18 protein-coding genes are annotated in these 15,746 nt (G+C 70.3%); 12 read left to right on the top strand and 6 right to left on the bottom strand.

Going from position 1 to position 15,746, the window contains the following annotated elements; genetic code table 11:
• Nucleotides 1-204 precede the first annotated feature (204 nt).
• Nucleotides 205-1,503, bottom strand: coding sequence for an MFS transporter (locus M4J07_RS29800; protein ID WP_255976675.1), 1,299 nt, complete (start codon nt 1,501-1,503; stop codon nt 205-207).
• Entirely contained in the window at nt 1,500-1,988 is a 489-nt protein-coding gene (locus tag M4J07_RS29795; protein WP_255976673.1) for a MarR family winged helix-turn-helix transcriptional regulator, read from the bottom strand. The genes M4J07_RS29800 and M4J07_RS29795 overlap by 4 nt, the downstream gene beginning before the upstream one ends.
• Before the next feature lie 401 nt (nt 1,989-2,389).
• Between M4J07_RS29795 and M4J07_RS29790 the strand changes: the two genes are divergently transcribed.
• The gene (locus M4J07_RS29790) at nt 2,390-4,357 is read left to right on the top strand and encodes a hypothetical protein (protein ID WP_255976671.1); all 1,968 of its coding nucleotides are present in this window, start codon (nt 2,390-2,392) and stop codon (nt 4,355-4,357) included.
• Nucleotides 4,358-4,392: 35 nt separating this feature from the next.
• Here the strand turns inward: M4J07_RS29790 and rpsN are convergent, their stop codons facing one another.
• Nucleotides 4,393-4,698 (bottom strand): 30S ribosomal protein S14, encoded by a 306-nt coding sequence (gene rpsN, locus M4J07_RS29785; RefSeq protein WP_255976669.1) that lies wholly within the window; start codon nt 4,696-4,698, stop codon nt 4,393-4,395.
• On the bottom strand, nt 4,698-4,934 hold the full coding sequence (gene rpmB, locus M4J07_RS29780) for a 50S ribosomal protein L28 (RefSeq protein ID WP_255976667.1): 237 nt from the start codon (nt 4,932-4,934) through the stop codon (nt 4,698-4,700). The genes rpsN and rpmB overlap by 1 nt, the downstream gene beginning before the upstream one ends.
• A gap of 75 nt (nt 4,935-5,009) precedes the next feature.
• On the opposite strand from rpmB, the gene M4J07_RS29775 reads away from it, so the two are divergent.
• The 7 genes from M4J07_RS29775 to M4J07_RS29745 all read left to right on the top strand — a co-directional run bounded on the left by M4J07_RS29775 (nt 5,010) and on the right by M4J07_RS29745 (nt 10,234).
• The gene (locus M4J07_RS29775) at nt 5,010-5,222 is read left to right on the top strand and encodes a hypothetical protein (RefSeq protein WP_255976665.1); all 213 of its coding nucleotides are present in this window, start codon (nt 5,010-5,012) and stop codon (nt 5,220-5,222) included.
• Nucleotides 5,219-6,397 (top strand): CobW family GTP-binding protein, encoded by a 1,179-nt coding sequence (locus M4J07_RS29770; protein WP_255976663.1) that lies wholly within the window; start codon nt 5,219-5,221, stop codon nt 6,395-6,397. Before M4J07_RS29775 ends, M4J07_RS29770 begins: the two co-directional genes overlap by 4 nt.
• 62 nt (nt 6,398-6,459) lie before the next feature.
• On the top strand, nt 6,460-6,705 hold the full coding sequence (gene rpsR / locus M4J07_RS29765) for a 30S ribosomal protein S18 (RefSeq protein ID WP_255976661.1): 246 nt from the start codon (nt 6,460-6,462) through the stop codon (nt 6,703-6,705).
• Between the two features lie 194 nt (nt 6,706-6,899).
• On the top strand, nt 6,900-7,541 hold the full coding sequence (locus tag M4J07_RS29760; RefSeq protein ID WP_255976659.1) for a hypothetical protein: 642 nt from the start codon (nt 6,900-6,902) through the stop codon (nt 7,539-7,541).
• Between the two features lie 241 nt (nt 7,542-7,782).
• Nucleotides 7,783-7,956: a hypothetical protein gene (locus M4J07_RS29755; RefSeq protein WP_255976657.1), complete on the top strand. Its 174-nt coding sequence runs from the start codon at nt 7,783-7,785 to the stop codon at nt 7,954-7,956.
• A gap of 71 nt (nt 7,957-8,027) precedes the next feature.
• Nucleotides 8,028-9,458 (top strand): PepSY-associated TM helix domain-containing protein, encoded by a 1,431-nt coding sequence (locus M4J07_RS29750; protein ID WP_255976655.1) that lies wholly within the window; start codon nt 8,028-8,030, stop codon nt 9,456-9,458.
• Between the two features lie 80 nt (nt 9,459-9,538).
• Entirely contained in the window at nt 9,539-10,234 is a 696-nt protein-coding gene (locus tag M4J07_RS29745; protein WP_255976653.1) for a hypothetical protein, read from the top strand.
• Between the two features lie 36 nt (nt 10,235-10,270).
• Here the strand turns inward: M4J07_RS29745 and M4J07_RS29740 are convergent, their stop codons facing one another.
• Nucleotides 10,271-10,600: a CbrC family protein gene (locus tag M4J07_RS29740; RefSeq protein WP_255976651.1), complete on the bottom strand. Its 330-nt coding sequence runs from the start codon at nt 10,598-10,600 to the stop codon at nt 10,271-10,273.
• A 100-nt stretch (nt 10,601-10,700) separates the two neighbouring features.
• Here M4J07_RS29740 and M4J07_RS29735 point away from each other — a divergent pair, with 100 nt between their 5' ends.
• From M4J07_RS29735 to M4J07_RS29720, 4 genes are all read left to right on the top strand, one after another.
• Nucleotides 10,701-11,153 carry a nitroreductase/quinone reductase family protein gene (locus M4J07_RS29735; RefSeq protein ID WP_255976649.1) on the top strand — a complete coding sequence of 151 codons (453 nt, stop codon included), beginning with the start codon at nt 10,701-10,703 and terminating at the stop codon, nt 11,151-11,153.
• A 62-nt stretch (nt 11,154-11,215) separates the two neighbouring features.
• The gene (locus M4J07_RS29730) at nt 11,216-12,007 is read left to right on the top strand and encodes a helix-turn-helix transcriptional regulator (protein ID WP_255976647.1); all 792 of its coding nucleotides are present in this window, start codon (nt 11,216-11,218) and stop codon (nt 12,005-12,007) included.
• 72 nt (nt 12,008-12,079) lie between these two features.
• A complete protein-coding gene (locus M4J07_RS29725) occupies nt 12,080-12,919 on the top strand; it encodes a phytanoyl-CoA dioxygenase family protein (protein ID WP_255976645.1) in 840 nt (279 codons plus the stop codon).
• A 74-nt stretch (nt 12,920-12,993) separates the two neighbouring features.
• Nucleotides 12,994-13,275 (top strand): hypothetical protein, encoded by a 282-nt coding sequence (locus M4J07_RS29720; protein ID WP_255976683.1) that lies wholly within the window; start codon nt 12,994-12,996, stop codon nt 13,273-13,275.
• Between the two features lie 82 nt (nt 13,276-13,357).
• Here the strand turns inward: M4J07_RS29720 and M4J07_RS29715 are convergent, their stop codons facing one another.
• Nucleotides 13,358-15,646, bottom strand: a complete 2,289-nt coding sequence (locus M4J07_RS29715) for a beta-xylosidase/alpha-l-arabinosidase (protein WP_374215105.1) — start codon at nt 15,644-15,646, stop codon at nt 13,358-13,360.
• Nucleotides 15,647-15,746: the final 100 nt, after the last annotated feature.

Below are 15,746 nucleotides of genomic sequence, written 5' to 3'. Positions count from 1 at the left end.
GCAACCCCCTTTGGAGGTGAATGGCGTTCACCACTGTAGGTGAACGCCATTCACCTCGCAATGCACTTCCTTGGAGGTCGCCTCCAACGCGGTTGCGGGGAAGCTGAGTTGGCCGTCCGACGGCACGGCTGCGGGATGTCGCCCGTGGAGCAGGGAGCCGAGATGCACTCCACGGGCGTCAAAGCTGGAGGCGAGTGGGTGAACTCAACGAGCGGCCGCCGCTGTGTCGCTGACCTCATGGTCATGGGTCGTCGGCTTCGCGGTGGCCGGTGGCGTGCGGTAGGCGCGAAGAGGTGCGTTGGTCAGAGTTACGGCGGCGATCGCCACGACGGCGGACAGCCCGCCGAAGACCAGAGAGAAGGAGGCGGAGGTGGCCGATGCCAGCAGGCCGCCGCGGAAGTTGCCGAGTTCAGGGCCTGCGACACCGATGACGTGCTCTACCGAGGAGACGCGCCCCCGGTATGCGTCCGGTGTCTCCAACTGCACCAGGGCGCTGCGGGTGACGACGGACACGGTGTCGGCCGCGCCCGCCACGGCCAGGCATCCGAGCGCCAGCCACAACGGCCCCGCCAGGCCGAAGCAGGCCAGTGCCAGGCCCCAGACGGCGGCTGCGGCCAGCTGCACCAGGCCGCCACGCCGCCACCGCGTCACCGTGCCGGAGAGCAGACCGGCCGTGATTCCCCCGACCGCGACGGCCGAGAGGAACAGGCCGAGGGTCTGCGGGTTTCCCCCGAAGCGGGTTTCGTTGACGAGTGGGAAGAGCGCGATGGGCATGGCCAGCAGCGTTGCGGACAAGTCGGTGGCCATCGAACCCCACAGGGTCGGGCGGCGCAGGACGATCCGCCAGCCGCCGCGCTCCGGCCGGCGCCTGCCACCGCCCGTCGCAACCCCTTCGGGCCGCATGGCAGGCAGGCGGATCACCGCAAGTACGGAGACTGCCGCGGCCACGACCTGGGTGGCGTAGGCGGCAGGGAGTTCCCAGCGAGCGATGATCAGCCCGGCCACCGCGGGACCGGCCAGCATCGATGCCTGGAAGGAGACGTTGGTCAGGGCGAGTCCGGCCGCGACCTGGTGGTCGGGCAACAGCCGGACCGGGAAGGTGCGCCGGGCGGGAGCTCCGAGAGCGCCGCAGGTCGTCCCCATGGCCACGAGGGCGAGCAGCAGGAGCACGTTTCGGTTGTGCGCGAGGGCCTGGGCGCACAGCCCTGCGGCGGCCAGTAGTTGGCCCGCGGTGGTTGCCCGCACCACGGCCCGGCGGTCGAAGGTGTCGGCCAACGTGCCGCCGAGCAGCCCGAACAGCACCATCGGCAGACCGGTCGCCAGCCCGATGGCACCGGTGCCGACCGGGCTGCCGGTGAGGTCCCAGACCTGGGCCAGCACTGCCACGTTGGCTATCTGTCCGCCGAGTTGGGACGCGAAGGTGCCGATCCACAGGTCCCGAAACGACTGACTGCTGCGCAGCGGGCGGATGTCGAGGAACCGGACGCGGGCGCGCCGCCTCATCGCGGCGGCTCGACGAGGTGATGGAGGATCCGCTGTCGCATGGAGCGGCGCAGCAGTGCCTGCCGTACTTCCGCGACAACTGCGGTCATCGCGTACGGGACCTCGCTGTCGAGTTCGGCGACGGTTTCGTGGGTGGCGCGCCACTCCGCCTCCAGGAACGGCACCAGCGACCGGCCGCGCTCGGTCAGGTCGATGCGCCGGGTGCGGGCGTCGGGCCCGGGCTCGGAGGTGACCAGACCCTCCTTGCGCATCGCGGCGATGGTTTGGCTGATCGCCGAGTGCGAGCGGTCCAGGGACTTCGCAAGCTCGCGAATGGTGAGGGGCCCGGTGTGGGCGAGGCGGATCAGGGGATAGGCGAATCGCGGTCGCACCCCTTGGATGCCGCGGTCGAGGTAGACCTGCTCGATCTCGGCGTCCATGGCCGCCAGGAGCTCGTGCAGGGAGTGCCAGGGGTCGGGTAGCGCTGTGGGATCGGGAGATGTCACAGCGCTAATATAACAGCGCTGCGATAATCGGGATCGCGCTTGGCGCGAAGACGTTGCGGCTGTCATGTGGATTCCCGCGGGCCAGGCGTTCGTGCCGGGGTGCGCACTCCAGTTGATCGGGGCGGCCTTCACCCGTATCGGGGCGGCCTTCACTCGTAACGGGGCGATCGAGCCCGCGGACAGCCCCTGAGCCGGACCGACCGTGGAGGTCAGGCGGGGGACGCAACCCTCTGTCCGACTTCGCCCGGCCTTCGTATGGTGGATGTATGTCGGGGGCATCCAGTGGTGGTTCATCTGGTTTGGATCTTGAAGGTGCGGCTCGTGCCCACATTTGTCAGGACGGGCCTGCGGTCGTCCTGCGTGCCGAGTCCAAACTCCCGGAGGCGATGCGGACGTGGGGAGTGGACCGTGTCGTCCAGGCCTCGGCGGTCCGGGACGCGTTCCGCCTCCGGTCTCGGGAGAAGGACAGCTCGCACTGCGTCCATCTCCAAGGGCTGGTGATCGAGGGTCGCCTCGATCTCGACTGTCTGACGACCGAGGCCAATGTGCGCATGGTCGACTGCCACTTCCGGGATGGTCTGTCGTTACGGAACGCGCGGCTGTCGTCGCTCGATCTGAGCGGCAGCCTCTTCGAGGACGGAGCCGGTCCGTGTGTTTCCGCCGACAACCTCGTGCTGCGCTTCGACCTCCGGATGGAGCGCGCGCATGTGCTCGGCAACGCCCACCAGGCTGCCCTGTCGCTGCACGGCGCGGAGATATCCGGTTGTGTGCTCGCCGCCGGCATCTCCATCAGCCATGCGTGCGGCCCCGCCGTGGATGCGACCAACCTGGTGGTCAACGGTGATCTGCATTTCGAGCGGGGCTCCATCGTCGGCCGTGACCGGGACGCCCTGCTGACACTGCGCGGAGCGTCGGTCGGAGGGCGCCTGTACCTTTCGGGCACGGTGCTGGAGAACGGGCAGGGGCCGGCGGTTCAGGCCGACCGGATGAGGGTCGCCAATGGGCTGCGCATGCGCGGTGCCACCGCGACCGGCGCCTCTGGCACGTACGCCATCGTCTCGTTGGTCGACGCGGCCGTCGGGGGCAAGGTCAACCTGAAGCAGACGCGGATCGAGAACTCCGCGGGGCCGGCCCTGGTCGCGAGCCGGCTGAAGGTCGAGGGCGACTTCGACCTTGATGAGACCCGGATCGCGGGGACCGGGGACCGATCGACCGTGAACCTGTTCAACTCCTGGGTGGCAGGCACGTTGTCCATGGTGAAAGCGCACCACCAGAACAGCAGCGGTTGCGTGATGAATGCCCAGCGGGCCGTCGTGGACGGTGATGTCCGCCTCGACCACTCCACGTTCACCAGCCACACCGACCGGGCCGCCGCGGTCAACGTGTTCAGCGCACGCGTCGGCGGCTACATGTCCCTGTCGAGGACCCGGATAGTGAACGAGCTGGGGACGGCGCTGTTCGCCGTCCAGCTCAAGGTCGGCGGTGACCTGCGGCTGGACTCCGGGTTCACGGCGCGAGGCGGCGGGAGCGACGGAGTGGTGCGGCTGCACGCTTCCAAGATCGAAGGGGTACTTGACCTGAGCGCGTCCCACCTCGAAGCCACGCGTGGGCCGGCGCTCTCCGCCCGATCGATGGAAGTGCTCGCCGACCTTCGAGCCGATGCCGTCACCGTCATGGCCAGGGGCTCGTCGGTGGACTCCTTCGCCCCGCCGATGATCGACCTGCGGAACACCAGCGTGCGCGGACGCCTGGCGATCTCGCCGCAGACCATTGAGGACAACCGTGTGAACACCCGGCGCAAGCTGCTTGCGCTCGACGACACGGTCTTCGGTGTCCTGGATCCGAGAATCACGGTCAAGGACTGGATCCGGGTACTGGCACAGGACACGCCCGCCTACACCTCACAGCCCTACCAGCACCTCGCGGGCCGCTATCGGGACCAGGGGGATGAGCGGGAGGCCCGCCAGATCCTCATGGCCCAGTACCGCGATCAACTGAAGAGGTCGGACAGGCAGGGCCCCTTCCTGCGGGTCTGGCAGAAGCTGGCAGGAGTGACCATCGGGTTTGGCCACCAGCCCTGGCGCGCGGTGTTCGGGCTCGTGGGGATCTTCGTCCTGATGAGCCTGCTCGCCCTGTGGGGTGGGGGCCTCGACGGAGCAGGATGCCACGGCGTGCAACGCGTCGGCCGCGCCATCGAGGCCAGCCTGCCGCTGCTGCGCATCCAGCAACTCGAGGGCTGCGAAACCGGTTCGGGCACGGCAGGACTCACGTTCATTCTCGCGACGTGGATCGCCCAGGTCGCCGCCTGGATGTTCGCCACTCTCTTCATCGTCGGCCTCACCACGGCGGTGCGCCGCCGACCTTCCTGAAGGCCGTGGCGCAACGCGGCGTGGCTCGGGCGGAGTCACCAGCTGCTCTTCCTCACTCCGGGTAGCAGGCCTGCGTGGGCCATCTCGCGGACCCGGATGCGGGACAGGCCGAAGGCGCGCAGGTGTCCGCGGGGGCGGCCGTCCACGGCATCGCGGTTGCGCAGGCGGGTGGCGCTGGCGTCACGTGGCTGGCGGTAAAACTCACGCTGCGCGGCGTCGCGTTCGTCGTCCGTGGTCCGGGGTGAGGAGATGGTCGCCTTGAGTTCGGCGCGGCGGGCGGCGTGGCGCGCGACGGTGCGGCGGCGCCGGTCGTTCTTCGCGATCTTGCTCTTCTTCGCCATCAGACGTTGCCTCCGCGGGCGCGGATGCGGGCCACTGCGGCTTCGATGCCGATCGTGTCGACCGTCTTGATGCCCTTGGTGGAGAGAGTGAGTCGGACGTGGCGGCCTTCGCCGGCCAGCCAGTAGCGCTTGTGCTGGATGTTGGGGTCGAAGCGGCGCTTGGTGCGGCGGTGCGAGTGGGAGATGCGGTGGCCGAAGCCGGGTCGGCGTCCGGTGAGTTGGCAGTGTGCGGACATGGTTCCTCCTTGGGTGAGGGGAGCACCGTATCAGCTTAATGAAAATGAAAACCAATGCCGTGTATGGTGCTGCCCATGACTTGTACCGAACTGTGTCCGATCGCGGAGCCGAGGTCCGCCGTCGGCGCCAGTGGCAGCCATGTGACCCGCATGAACCGCAGGATCGACCCCGACCGGCGCGCACCACACCCGTACGACCGCGTCGGCGGCCATGCCTTCCTCTCCCGTTCGACGGGCACCGTGGGCCGGGGTGAGCGGCACTACGGACGCGGACGGAGCGGGCGATGAGCGAGGACCCGGCACGGATGCCGGTCGTGATCGTCGCCGGGCTGCACGCGGACGCCCGCAGGGCGGCCGTGGAGGGGATTCTGCGCGCGCATCCGAACTCGGTGGCGCTGCACCACGACCTGACCGGCGCCGTCGACCGTGCGGTGCGCCGCACGGTGCGCGACGCTGTCGGCCTGCTGAGCAGCGGCGAGGCGCCCCTGGTGAACGACTGCGCGTGCTGCGCGTTGCGCGAGGACCTGGTGCCCGAGCTGCTGCGACTTGCAGAGGAGAGGCAACACCGCCTGGCCGTCGTGGAGTTGTGGGACTCGGTCGAGCCGCAGGCGATGGCCGCGGTCATCGCCGCCGCGGGTTCGCCGCTGGTCCTCACTGGGGTCGCCACGGCGGTCGACCCCGCGCTGGTCCTGCCGTACCTGGGCAACGGGGACGACCTGGCCGACGTGGGTCTCGCCGCCGCACCCACCGACCAGCGCACGGTCGCCGACACCTTCGCCCGGCAGCTGGAGTACCCGACCGTGATCGCCCTGGCGGAGAGCGACCCGGACGGGGGAGGGCGCGAGGGCGCTGACGACAGTGACCGCGCGCTGCTCGACCAGCTCACACCGGGTGCGCGCGCGATACCGGTGGAGGACGGAGGCGGTCTGGGCTCCGCTCTGCTGGCAGGCTTCGACATGGCAGCGGCCGCCGCCCGGATGCATCCCGCATGTGCGCTGCTGCCGCAGGAGTGCGACGAGCACGGTGTCACCACCCTCGTCTGGCGCGGCGAACGCCCCTTCCATCCGGGGCGCCTCTACGCCGCCCTGGAAGACGTGACCTGTGCCGCCGCCCGCAGCCGTGGGCGGTTCTGGCTGGCAGACCGGCCCGACACGCTGCTCGCGTGGGACGCGGCAGGCGGCGCGCTGTGCGTGGAATCGGGCGGACCGTGGCTTGCCGCTCTGCCGGAGGCGGCCTGGGAGATGGTCCCGGTCGAGCGTCGCGTCGCCGCCTCTTTGGACTGGCATCCCGAGCACGGAGATCGTGGACAGTACCTCACCTTCACCTCGCCCGGCCTCGACCGCGACGGCCTGCAAACCCTGCTCGACTCGTGTCTGCTCACCGACGACGAGTACGCGACGGGCAGGGACGGCTGGAGCCGACTCCCGCACGCCTTCGACGGCTTGCTCGACCCGGCTGCCTGAGTGCGACCCATACCTGCCCCTACGAGTTCCGCCGCACCCGAAGAAAAGAGGACCGCCCCGCCATGCCCCGAAGCCTGAACAACAACCGCCGCCAGACGGTGAAGCGCCCGCGCGTCAACCCGCTGGACGCCGCCGGCATCACGTACATCGACTACAAGAACACCGACCTGCTGAGGAAGTTCATCTCCGACCGCGGGAAGATCCGCAGCCGTCGCGTGACCCACGTCAGCCGTCAGCAGCAGCGGCAGATCGCACAGGCGGTCAAGAACGCCCGTGAGATGGCGCTGCTGCCCTACGGCTCTCGATGAGTGCTCGGGAATGCGGCGACGGCCGCCTTGTGAGGTGAGGCGCGCGCAGGAGCCGGAGCGGCCGGGCCCAACTGCGGCTGCGATGCGACGCGTTGGTGTGACCTGCGTCATACGTGGGGTGGTGCGGGAGGTACGTGGGCAATCTTCGAGCTGACCCGTGACGTCTGGCACGGGGATGCGAGGATGAGGCCGCCATGACTGTCGGGTGGGTAGCACGCACGGTACGGGCCGCGGTGTTCGCGGCCGTCTGCGTGCTGCTCGCTGCCCTCGGCCACGCTGTGATGTCGGGGCACGCGGTGCCCTGGTGGGTAGTGGCGCTAGGGACCTTCTTCATCGGTGCCGTCGTGTGGGGCCCGGCCGGCAGCGAGCGCCGAACCTCCACGGTCGTGACCCTCACCGTGACCGCCCAGGCAGGTCTGCACGCGGCGTTCTCGGTCGCACAGTCGTGGGCCGATGCGGCGGAGTCGCGGGCGTTCACAGGCGCCATGACGGAAATGGATTCCGTGGGCTCCATGGGTGCCTCGTCCTCCATGCCGTCCATGGGGCATGACATGGGCGGCATCCCCTCGGCCGGTATGGTCGCCGGGCACCTGCTGGCCGCCCTGTTGTGTGGCGTGTGGCTCGCGCACGGCGAGCGGGCCGCCTTCCGGATCCTGCGGGCGCTGGCGGGCTGGTTCGTGGCACCGCTGCGACTGGCCGCCCTGCTGCTCCCCATGACCCCGCACCGCCCGCGCGTACGGGGGCGCCGTACCGGCACGGTGCGCAGGCCGCGCCGGCTTCTACTCGTCCACGCGATCACCTCTCGGGGGCCACCGGGGCACCCTGCTGTCGTCTGAACGACTCACGACAGCTGGTTCCCTGTAGCCCAAGCCGTCACCGTGGCGCTTCGCGCCCTGACGGACGGACGGCTGCGGGCATCGGCCCGTACGGGCCGTACCCCTTTCACCGGACCGCGGCTACCCGCACGCGCCTCCGCGTCTGCATCCCTGGCAGCGGCTCCGGATCCCGGATCTCCGAGAAGGACACCAGGTGATCACTCCTGCCCTGCCCCTTGCCCCATTTCCACGTGACGCGTCGATGACGTCGTGGGCGACGGTTCCCCGCGACGTCGCACAGATCAGCGCCGATGCGCAGGCGGCCGACGGCGACCTCGCCCTGGCCTGGCGGCTGCCCGACCTCGACGACGGCATCGCAGGGAGCGAACTCCCCGCAGCGCCGGCCGAACCGCTCCGCGAGGCCCCCGCAGCCTGACCCGGCACACCTGCAGGGCCAACGTCCGTCCCCATGCCTCGCGCCTCGCGCGTCATCACTAGGAGTGCCCCATGTCCGTGTCCACGGACCCATCCGCCCAGCCCACTCCATCCACCACCTCCGCTCCACCGCCCGCCTCGTCCCCCTGGAGCGCCCTGCGCCCCTTGATCCTGCGACTGCATTTCTACGCCGGGGTGTTCGTGGCCCCGTTCCTCCTCGTCGCCGCGTTCACCGGCCTGTTGTACGCGGGCTCGTTCCAGGCCGAGAAGATCGTGTACGACCATGAACTGCGGGTCCCCGTAGGCAAGTCCGAGCTCTCCATCAGCAAGCAGGTCGCAGCCGCCCGCCAAGCCCGTCCCGAGGGCACGCTCAGCGCGGTGCGCCCGTCGCCGGAACCGGGCGCGACCACCCGCGTCCTGCTCTCCGGAGTGCCGGGAGTGGACCCCGACCACACCCTCGCCGTGTTCGTGAACCCGTACAACGGAGAGGTCCGCGGCGCACTCGAGCAGTACGGCTCCACCGGAGCCCTGCCCCTGCGCACCTGGATCGACGACCTCCACCGCGACCTCCACCTGGGCGAGAGCGGCCGCCTCTACAGCGAACTCGCCGCCAGCTGGCTGTGGGTGATCACCGGCGGCGGCCTCGTCCTCTGGTTCAGCCGCCGTCGAGCCCGCCGGACGATTCGCGGCACCAGCGGACGGCGGCGGACGCTCGGCCTGCACGGCTCCGTGGGCGTATGGGCTGCGGCCGGCCTGTTCTTCCTCTCCGCCACCGGCCTGACCTGGTCGACGTACGCGGGAACGAGCATCAGCGACCTGCGCGACGCACTCGGCCAGGCCACCCCGTCAGTCACCGCCACGGTGGGCGCGGGCCACGAGGGCCACGCCGCCACGGGCTCGATGCCCGGCATGGATATGGGGCCGGAAGCAGCGGACTCCGCGCACGTGAAGGTGGGGCTGGACGCGGTCCTCGAGACGGCCCGCGATCAGGGCCTGTCCAACCCCGTGGAGATCGTTCCGCCCGCCGACACCGCATCGGCGTACGTCGTCAAGCAGATCCAGCGCAGCTGGCCCGAGAAGCAGGACGCGATCGCGATCGACCCCACCTCCGGCGTGGTCACCGACACCCTGCGGTTCGAGGACTATCCGCTGCTCGCGAAGCTGACCCGCTGGGGCATCGACGCACACACCGGCAACCTGTTCGGCCTCGCCAACCAGATCGCCCTGGCCGCGCTCGCCCTCGCTCTGATCCTCCTGATCCTGTGGGGCTACCGCATGTGGTGGCTGCGCGGCCGCGGCACGTCCTTCGGGAGGCCGATCCCGCGCGGGGCGCTGCGCGCGCTGCCCTGGTACGTGACCGTCCCGGCCGCACTGCTGATCGCCGCGCTCGGCTCCTACGTACCGCTCCTCGGGATCCCGCTTCTCGCGTTCTTCGCGGTGGACCTGGTGCTCGGCGAAGTGGCCCGTTGGGATCAGCCCCGGGAGAAGACGAACAGCGGCTGATCCGTCCTGCGGCCTCGCTCGTGCCGCCGACACTTGTGCCGGCGGCACGACTGGCCGGGATCCCATCGGGGTCGACGGCCATGACCGTTCTGATCACGGTGTGGGGAGCGTCTCCCGGCGTGGGCAAGTCGACGCTGTGTACCGGACTGTCCCGATGGCTGGCAGATACGGGACTGCGGGTGGACCACTTCCACGAAGAAGAGATCCTGACCCGCCCGCAGTTCGCAGCGGTGGCCGAGGAGTTCAAGGCGACCGGCACAGTCGCGCTGGGCACGCTGATTGCCGGGACCGCGAAGTTCGTCGATGCGGTCGCAGCGAGCGGCGATGACGTGGTGGTCGCGGACGCCTTGATGCCGTTCCTGCCCACGTTGTTGGCCATGGGGCACGGGGGAGAGGCCATCGACGCTTTCATGGCCGACCTCACCGCGGTTCTCGCACCGGTCCGGCTGGTCATGGTCTTTCTCGACGGCGACGCCGAGTCCGCACTGGTTCGAGCCGCGGCGAGGGATGGCGCGCAGTGGCTGGACTGGTACGTCGAGAAGCTCGCGAGGTATCGGGTGAGTCCTCCGGTGGCCGACGTGTCTTCGGCGGTGAAGTACTTGTGGCGTGAGCGTGCGGTGACGCTTGCCGCGGTCCGCCGGGAGGACTGGGGTCTCGTCGTGATCAAGCGTGCTGACGAGTTGCCTCCGGATGAGGTGCTGAAGGTCGCGCAACAGGGTCTGAGGCCGTGGCTCGGGGCGGCCACAGGGGGAGAGGAAGGCCCGCGCAGTGAATGACGCGAGCCGGCGTTCCGTACGTCTCGCCGTCAGGGCCTACGCGAAGTCGGAGTAGGCGAGGTGGGTTGCGCAGACCCGGCACCGGAAGAGATATGCCGTCGCCTCGCCGTCCTTGTCCAGTGAGCCCAGGAAGTGCTCGACCTGAACCGACGGCCGACCCCAGCCGCTCGCTTCGCGGCGCAGCATGTCCAACGCCTCTGGAAATACGGCGAGTTCGGCGGCACCGGCCAGGCCGACGAACGCGGCCCCATCGCCACAGTGGAAGAACCACTGAGGCTCCTGCCAGGCGAGGAATCCCGGTGGGGGCTTGCATGATCCCGTCCATCCGCCGCATGGAATCGGAGCACCGAACAATAACGAGAGCACTGCTCTTGCTTTCGCGCACCGATCCGGTGCACACTGATCTCAAGTGAGAGCGCTGCTCTCCAAATCTAGAGATCCGTCCTCTCCAACACCGGGGGTCACCATGTCGCAGCCGTACTACCTGCAGGGCAGCGCCTTCGCCATCCGTATGAACAGCGTCGTCGGCTGGCTGGCGCGGCATGGCGTCAGCCTGATGGGTTCGCAGGAGTTGTCGGTGCGGGGTCGCAAGAGTGGGCAGATGCAGCGCATCCCGGTGAACCTCCACACCTACGAGGGCGTGCAGTACCTCGTCTCGGCGCGAGGCCATTCGCAGTGGGTGCGCAACATGCGGGTGGCAGGTGGCGGCGAGCTGCGGGTGGGGCGTAGGACCCGCACGTTCGCCGCAACGGAGATCGCGGACGACGCGCACAAGGCGGCGGTTGTCCGCGCCTACTTGGAGCGTTGGGGCTGGGAGGTCAACCAGTACTTCCAGGGCATCACCGTAAAGTCCACGGACGCCGAGCTCTTGGCCGCCCTTCCCGACCACCCCGTGTTCCGGGTCAGCGTCGAGCACTGACTCCGGGGCCGGCGGGCAACACGCCGAGGTGAGGAGTCGTGGTCCGGCAGGATCATGGACGGGTGAGCAATACGCACTCCTCAACCGTCCTCGTTCCTCTCGACGAGCCGCCCGTCCCCGTCGCGATCGGCGTCGGCATTCACGGACCGGCGGGGCACGTGGACGACTTCCAGCTGCCGGATCTGTGGCAGTTCCACCTCTACGACTACGAGGCCGACCTCACCGTCGACGGTGTCGCGTACGAGATCCGCCCCGGCAGCGTCAGCCTGGTGCCGCCGGGAACGCCGGTCCGGTACCGGTACCGGGGCCGCTCCGAGCACCTCTACGTCCACCTGAGGCTCGGGTCGGCCGCGGAACCCCGGGAGGTGGCGGCCGTTCAGCACGCCGGACGGCAAGTGGGCTTGCTCGAAGGGCAGTTGAGGCAGGCCCTGGCCGCCTGGCCGAGCACTCCCGGGCGAGCGGTGGCCGAGGTGTGGGCGGCCCTGTGGCGGGTGGCCGAACTGGCGCCCGCGCAGGGCGGAGTCGCTCCGGCCACCCATGCGGCGGTGGTGGCGGCGGTCAGTTTCATCGAGGAACGCCTCGCGGAGCCGCTCACCGTGCCGGAGATCGCGCGGGCGGCCGGTGTCTCGCACAACCATCTGACCCGGCTCTTCCGTGCGGCAACGGGGGAGACCGTGATCGGTTACCTCCGGGTGCGCAGGATGGCGCAGGCCCGCCACCTACTGCGGGCCAGCACGCTCTCCATCCCCGCCGTCGCCGCGACCGTGGGCATCCCGGACCTGCAGGCGTTCAACAAGGCGTGCCGCCGCGAACTCGGGGCATCGCCGAGGGCGGTACGGGCCGATCTTGGATGACGGTGATTATTGACCAGTAGTGGGTGAGCATGGCCCACCTGTTCCTTCTGAGTCACTCCTAGCGTGACGGACATGGAAGAAACAGCGAAGACGACCCCGGACGCGGGCAGGCGCCTGCTGAGCTCGGTGCAGATGGCCCGCTTCGTGGCCCGCGGCGCCCTGCGCCTGGACGCGGTGGTGCCGCCCGAGATGAACGCGGAGGCGCTGGGCGTCCTGGCGGACGGCGTACCGGGCGTGCCGTACGGAACACCGCTCTCCAAGGCGTACGACCAGGGCTCGTTCGTGGCACGGCTCCTTGAACTCCCGCAGGTGGCAGGTGCGGTGCACAGTCTGGTCGGCCCGGAGCCGACCATCGACCACCACGCCGTGCACATCCGCGAGCCCCGCGGCGGCGAGGCCCAGCCACTGCACGCCGACGCCATCATCGACGTACGGACCGACGCCTTCGACGTCCAGCTCATGTACTACCCGCAGGACGTCACCCTGGAGATGGGCGGCACGCTCAGTGTGCCCGGCAGCCATCTGCGGCGCACCAACGAGTCCGACACCGGCCGCTACCAGAACCTGCGCGGCCAGGACCGTCTCGTCTGCCCGGCCGGCACCGTGGTGTTTCTGCACCACGGCATCTGGCACGGCGGCCGCCGCAACGAAAGTGACGTCGTCCGCTACATGTTCAAGGTCCGCTTCAACCCGCAGGTCCGCCAACGGCTCCTGTGGGACACCTCGGACGTCGACGATCCGCAGGTGCGCAGCGAACTCGACGCGCACTTCCCGTGGTACGAGCAGGCCAGCGGCCGCCTCGAGCGCTACAACCGCGTCATGCTGTGGCGCGAGCTGACCGGCGACGACACCTTCGACCTCGACCACTGGGTGACCAGGGTCGCCAACCGCCCTCAGGAGCCCGCCGTATGAGCACCGCCGCGACGACCGCCAACTCGACGACCACCGACTCGACGGCCACCAGCCTGGCAACCACGAGCTCGACGCTGCGGCAGCAAGTACTCGTGCTGTACCTGGCGAACTCGGCCCTGGACTCCTGGGTCGTCGGCTGGTCCCGCTACGACGGAACCGGCCGCACCACCCCGACCTCGGGCGACAGCGACGAGCCGCCCTACGAGACGGGAGTCGCTGCCCTCCTCGACGGCTGGCGGCTGATCCAGGCCTCGCAGCTCGTCCCGCCGTCCCCGGGCCACGAGTACGACGTCTCCTTCCTCAAGCACGAGTTCTTCTTCGAGCGGATCGTGGACACCGCGCAGCCACGGTCGTGACCGGTGACGACCTGCTTGTCCCGGCTCCAGTGACCCCGACGTGCCCGGCCGCCCTGACATCCGGCCGGGCACGTCCCGTAGGTCACGCCTGCGGCATCGGCTCCGTCGTGAAGTGCGCGTGCAGACGGCGCCGGTGATCGACCTCCCGGACGGGACCGGAGAGGGTGACCCGCGCCGTCAGCAGCGGCGTGGTGCTCGACGCGCTCAACCGCAGCTCCAGGTCGCCGGGCTCGACGATGCGCCGGCCCGTACGCCCGGTGAACGACGCGAGGTCGGCGGGCACGGTGGCCCGGACCCGTACGGCCTCGCCCGGTGCCAGTTCCGGCAGGCGGACGTAGCCGACGAGCCGCTGCACCGGCTGCACCACGGAGGCGACCGGGTCGTGCAGGTACAGCTGCACCACTTCGGTGCCGGGCTGGGTGCCGCTGTTGCGGACGGTGCAGGCGAGCGTGAACTCGCCGTCGGTGGCGACGAGTTCGGTGTCGACCCGCAGCTCGCTCCAGTCGAACGTGGTGTACGTCAGGCCGTGGCCGAAGCCGAACGCCGGGGCCGGGTCGAGGTTGGACACCTCGGTGGCCTGGCCCAGGCGGGGGGCGAGGTAGGTGGACGGCTGGGCGCCCGGCCGGAGGGGGACGCTGACGGGGAGTCGTCCCGAGGGGCGCACCCGGCCGCTGAGGACCCCGGCCAGGGCGGTCGTGCCCTCCTCACCGGGGAAGAAGGTCTGCACGATCGCCGCGCTCTCCTGCACCGCGCGGCCCAGGGCGTAGGGCCGGCCCGCGAGCAGGGTCACGACGACCGGCGTGCCGGTGTCCAGGAGCGCGTCGAGGAGCTGTTCCTGGGCGCCGGGCAGCGAGAGGGATGCGGCGTCGCAGCCCTCGCCGCTCGTTCCGCGCCCGAAGAGCCCCGCCCGGTCGCCGAGCGCGGCGATGACGAGATCGGCCTCGCGGGCCAGGGCGATCGCCGCGTCGAAGCCTTCGGTCCCGGAGGCGTCCGCCGCGGCGAGACCTGCGGTCGTGACGATCTCGCTGTCGGGGAACTCCGCCGCCAACGCCTCGCGCAGCGTGGGCAGGTCGATGCCGAGCGGCGCGTCGGGCGTGCGGCTGCCGACGTGCACGGGGAAGGAGTAGCAGCCGAGGACGGCTGTGGGCGTCTCGGCGTTGGGGCCGATCACGGCGATGCGGGCGGGGGCGCGGCCGTCGGTGAGGGGCAGCGTGCCGTCGTTGGACAGCAGGATCACCGATTCCTCGGCGACGCGACGGGCCAGGTCCCGGTTCGGTCCGCCGTCCAGGTCGACGGTCCCGCGGGCGTGCTCGGCGGTGATTCCCGCGAGCGCGTGTGGGGTCGGGTCCCAGTCCGCGTCGAGCAGGCCTGACTCGACCTTCTGCAGCAGCACCCGGCGGGCGGCGCGGTCCACCAGGGACTCCGGCACGGTGCCGTCGGCTATGGCCTTGCGCAGGGGCTCGCCGAACGTCTTCACCGTGGGCAGTTCGACATCGACGCCGGCCGCGAGCGCCGCTCCGGCCGCGTCGCCGAGTGAACCGGCGACACCGTGCAGCGTCTTGAGGAACGCGATGCCGAAGTAGTCGGCGACGACGGTGCCTTCGAAGCCCCAGGTGTCGCGGAGCAGCTCGGTCAGGAGCCGCTCGTCGGACGCCGACGGAATGCCGTCGATGTCGGTGTAGGCGTGCATGACGGACCGTACGCCGCTCTCCCGCACCGCCATCTCGAACGGCGGGAGGATCACGTCGGCGAACTCCCGGCCGCCCATGGACACCGGCGCGAGGTTGCGTCCGGCGCGCGAGGCCGAGTAGCCGGCGAAGTGCTTGAGGGTGGCGACGATCCCGGCGGACTCCAGGCCCTGCACATAGGCGGTGGCGACGGTGCCGACGAGGTAGGGGTCCTCGCCGATGGTCTCCTCGACGCGGCCCCAGCGGGCGTCGCGTACGACGTCCAGGACCGGCGCCAGACCCTGGTGCACGCCGACCGAGCGCAGGTCGCGGCCGATCGCCGCGGCCATCAGCCGGACCAGGTCCGGGTCGAACGTGGCGCCCCAGGCCAGCGGCACGGGGTACGCGGTGGCACCCCACGCGGCGAACCCGGCCAGGCACTCCTCGTGGGCGAAGGCCGGGATCCCGAACCGGTTCGCGGCCACGACACGGCGCTGGGTGCGCGCCAGGGACAGCGCACCGAGCGCGGGGTCGACCGGGGCGGTGCCGAAGGGGCGGGTCAGCTGGCCGAGCCCGTGCGGGAGCAGCTCGTCGAGGTCCACCACCTCTTCCATGTCGTGCTGGTGCGGAGCGACGTCGCCGCCCTCGGCGGAGGCACCCACCCAGACGCCGAAGAGCTGGGCGATCTTCTCCTCGAGGGTCATCTCGGCGAGCAGCGCGTCGGCACGGGCCGCGGCGGTACGGCTCGCGTCACGCCACGGCGGAACGCGGGTCGCGTCGGATTCTTCAGCCGGTGCGGCCATG

The sequence above is a fragment of the Streptomyces longispororuber genome (genome assembly GCF_024448165.1).
Classification (GTDB): Bacteria; Actinomycetota; Actinomycetes; order Streptomycetales; family Streptomycetaceae; genus Streptomyces; species Streptomyces longispororuber_A.
Note: the sequence above shows the minus strand (reverse complement) of the source record. Positions and strands in the feature narration are given on the sequence as shown.

Coding starts and splice junctions, on each gene's coding strand:
- M4J07_RS29800 (WP_255976675.1), bottom strand. CDS start 1,503: ATGAGGCGGCGCGCCCGCGTCCGGTTCCTCGACATCCGCCCGCTGCGC.
- rpsN (WP_255976669.1), bottom strand. CDS start 4,698: ATGGCGAAGAAGAGCAAGATCGCGAAGAACGACCGGCGCCGCCGCACC.
- rpmB (WP_255976667.1), bottom strand. CDS start 4,934: ATGTCCGCACACTGCCAACTCACCGGACGCCGACCCGGCTTCGGCCAC.
- M4J07_RS29775 (WP_255976665.1), top strand. CDS start 5,010: ATGACTTGTACCGAACTGTGTCCGATCGCGGAGCCGAGGTCCGCCGTC.
- M4J07_RS29770 (WP_255976663.1), top strand. CDS start 5,219: ATGAGCGAGGACCCGGCACGGATGCCGGTCGTGATCGTCGCCGGGCTG.
- rpsR (WP_255976661.1), top strand. CDS start 6,460: ATGCCCCGAAGCCTGAACAACAACCGCCGCCAGACGGTGAAGCGCCCG.
- M4J07_RS29760 (WP_255976659.1), top strand. CDS start 6,900: ATGACTGTCGGGTGGGTAGCACGCACGGTACGGGCCGCGGTGTTCGCG.
- M4J07_RS29755 (WP_255976657.1), top strand. CDS start 7,783: ATGACGTCGTGGGCGACGGTTCCCCGCGACGTCGCACAGATCAGCGCC.
- M4J07_RS29750 (WP_255976655.1), top strand. CDS start 8,028: ATGTCCGTGTCCACGGACCCATCCGCCCAGCCCACTCCATCCACCACC.
- M4J07_RS29745 (WP_255976653.1), top strand. CDS start 9,539: ATGACCGTTCTGATCACGGTGTGGGGAGCGTCTCCCGGCGTGGGCAAG.
- M4J07_RS29735 (WP_255976649.1), top strand. CDS start 10,701: ATGTCGCAGCCGTACTACCTGCAGGGCAGCGCCTTCGCCATCCGTATG.
- M4J07_RS29725 (WP_255976645.1), top strand. CDS start 12,080: ATGGAAGAAACAGCGAAGACGACCCCGGACGCGGGCAGGCGCCTGCTG.
- M4J07_RS29715 (WP_374215105.1), bottom strand. CDS start 15,646: ATGACCCTCGAGGAGAAGATCGCCCAGCTCTTCGGCGTCTGGGTGGGT.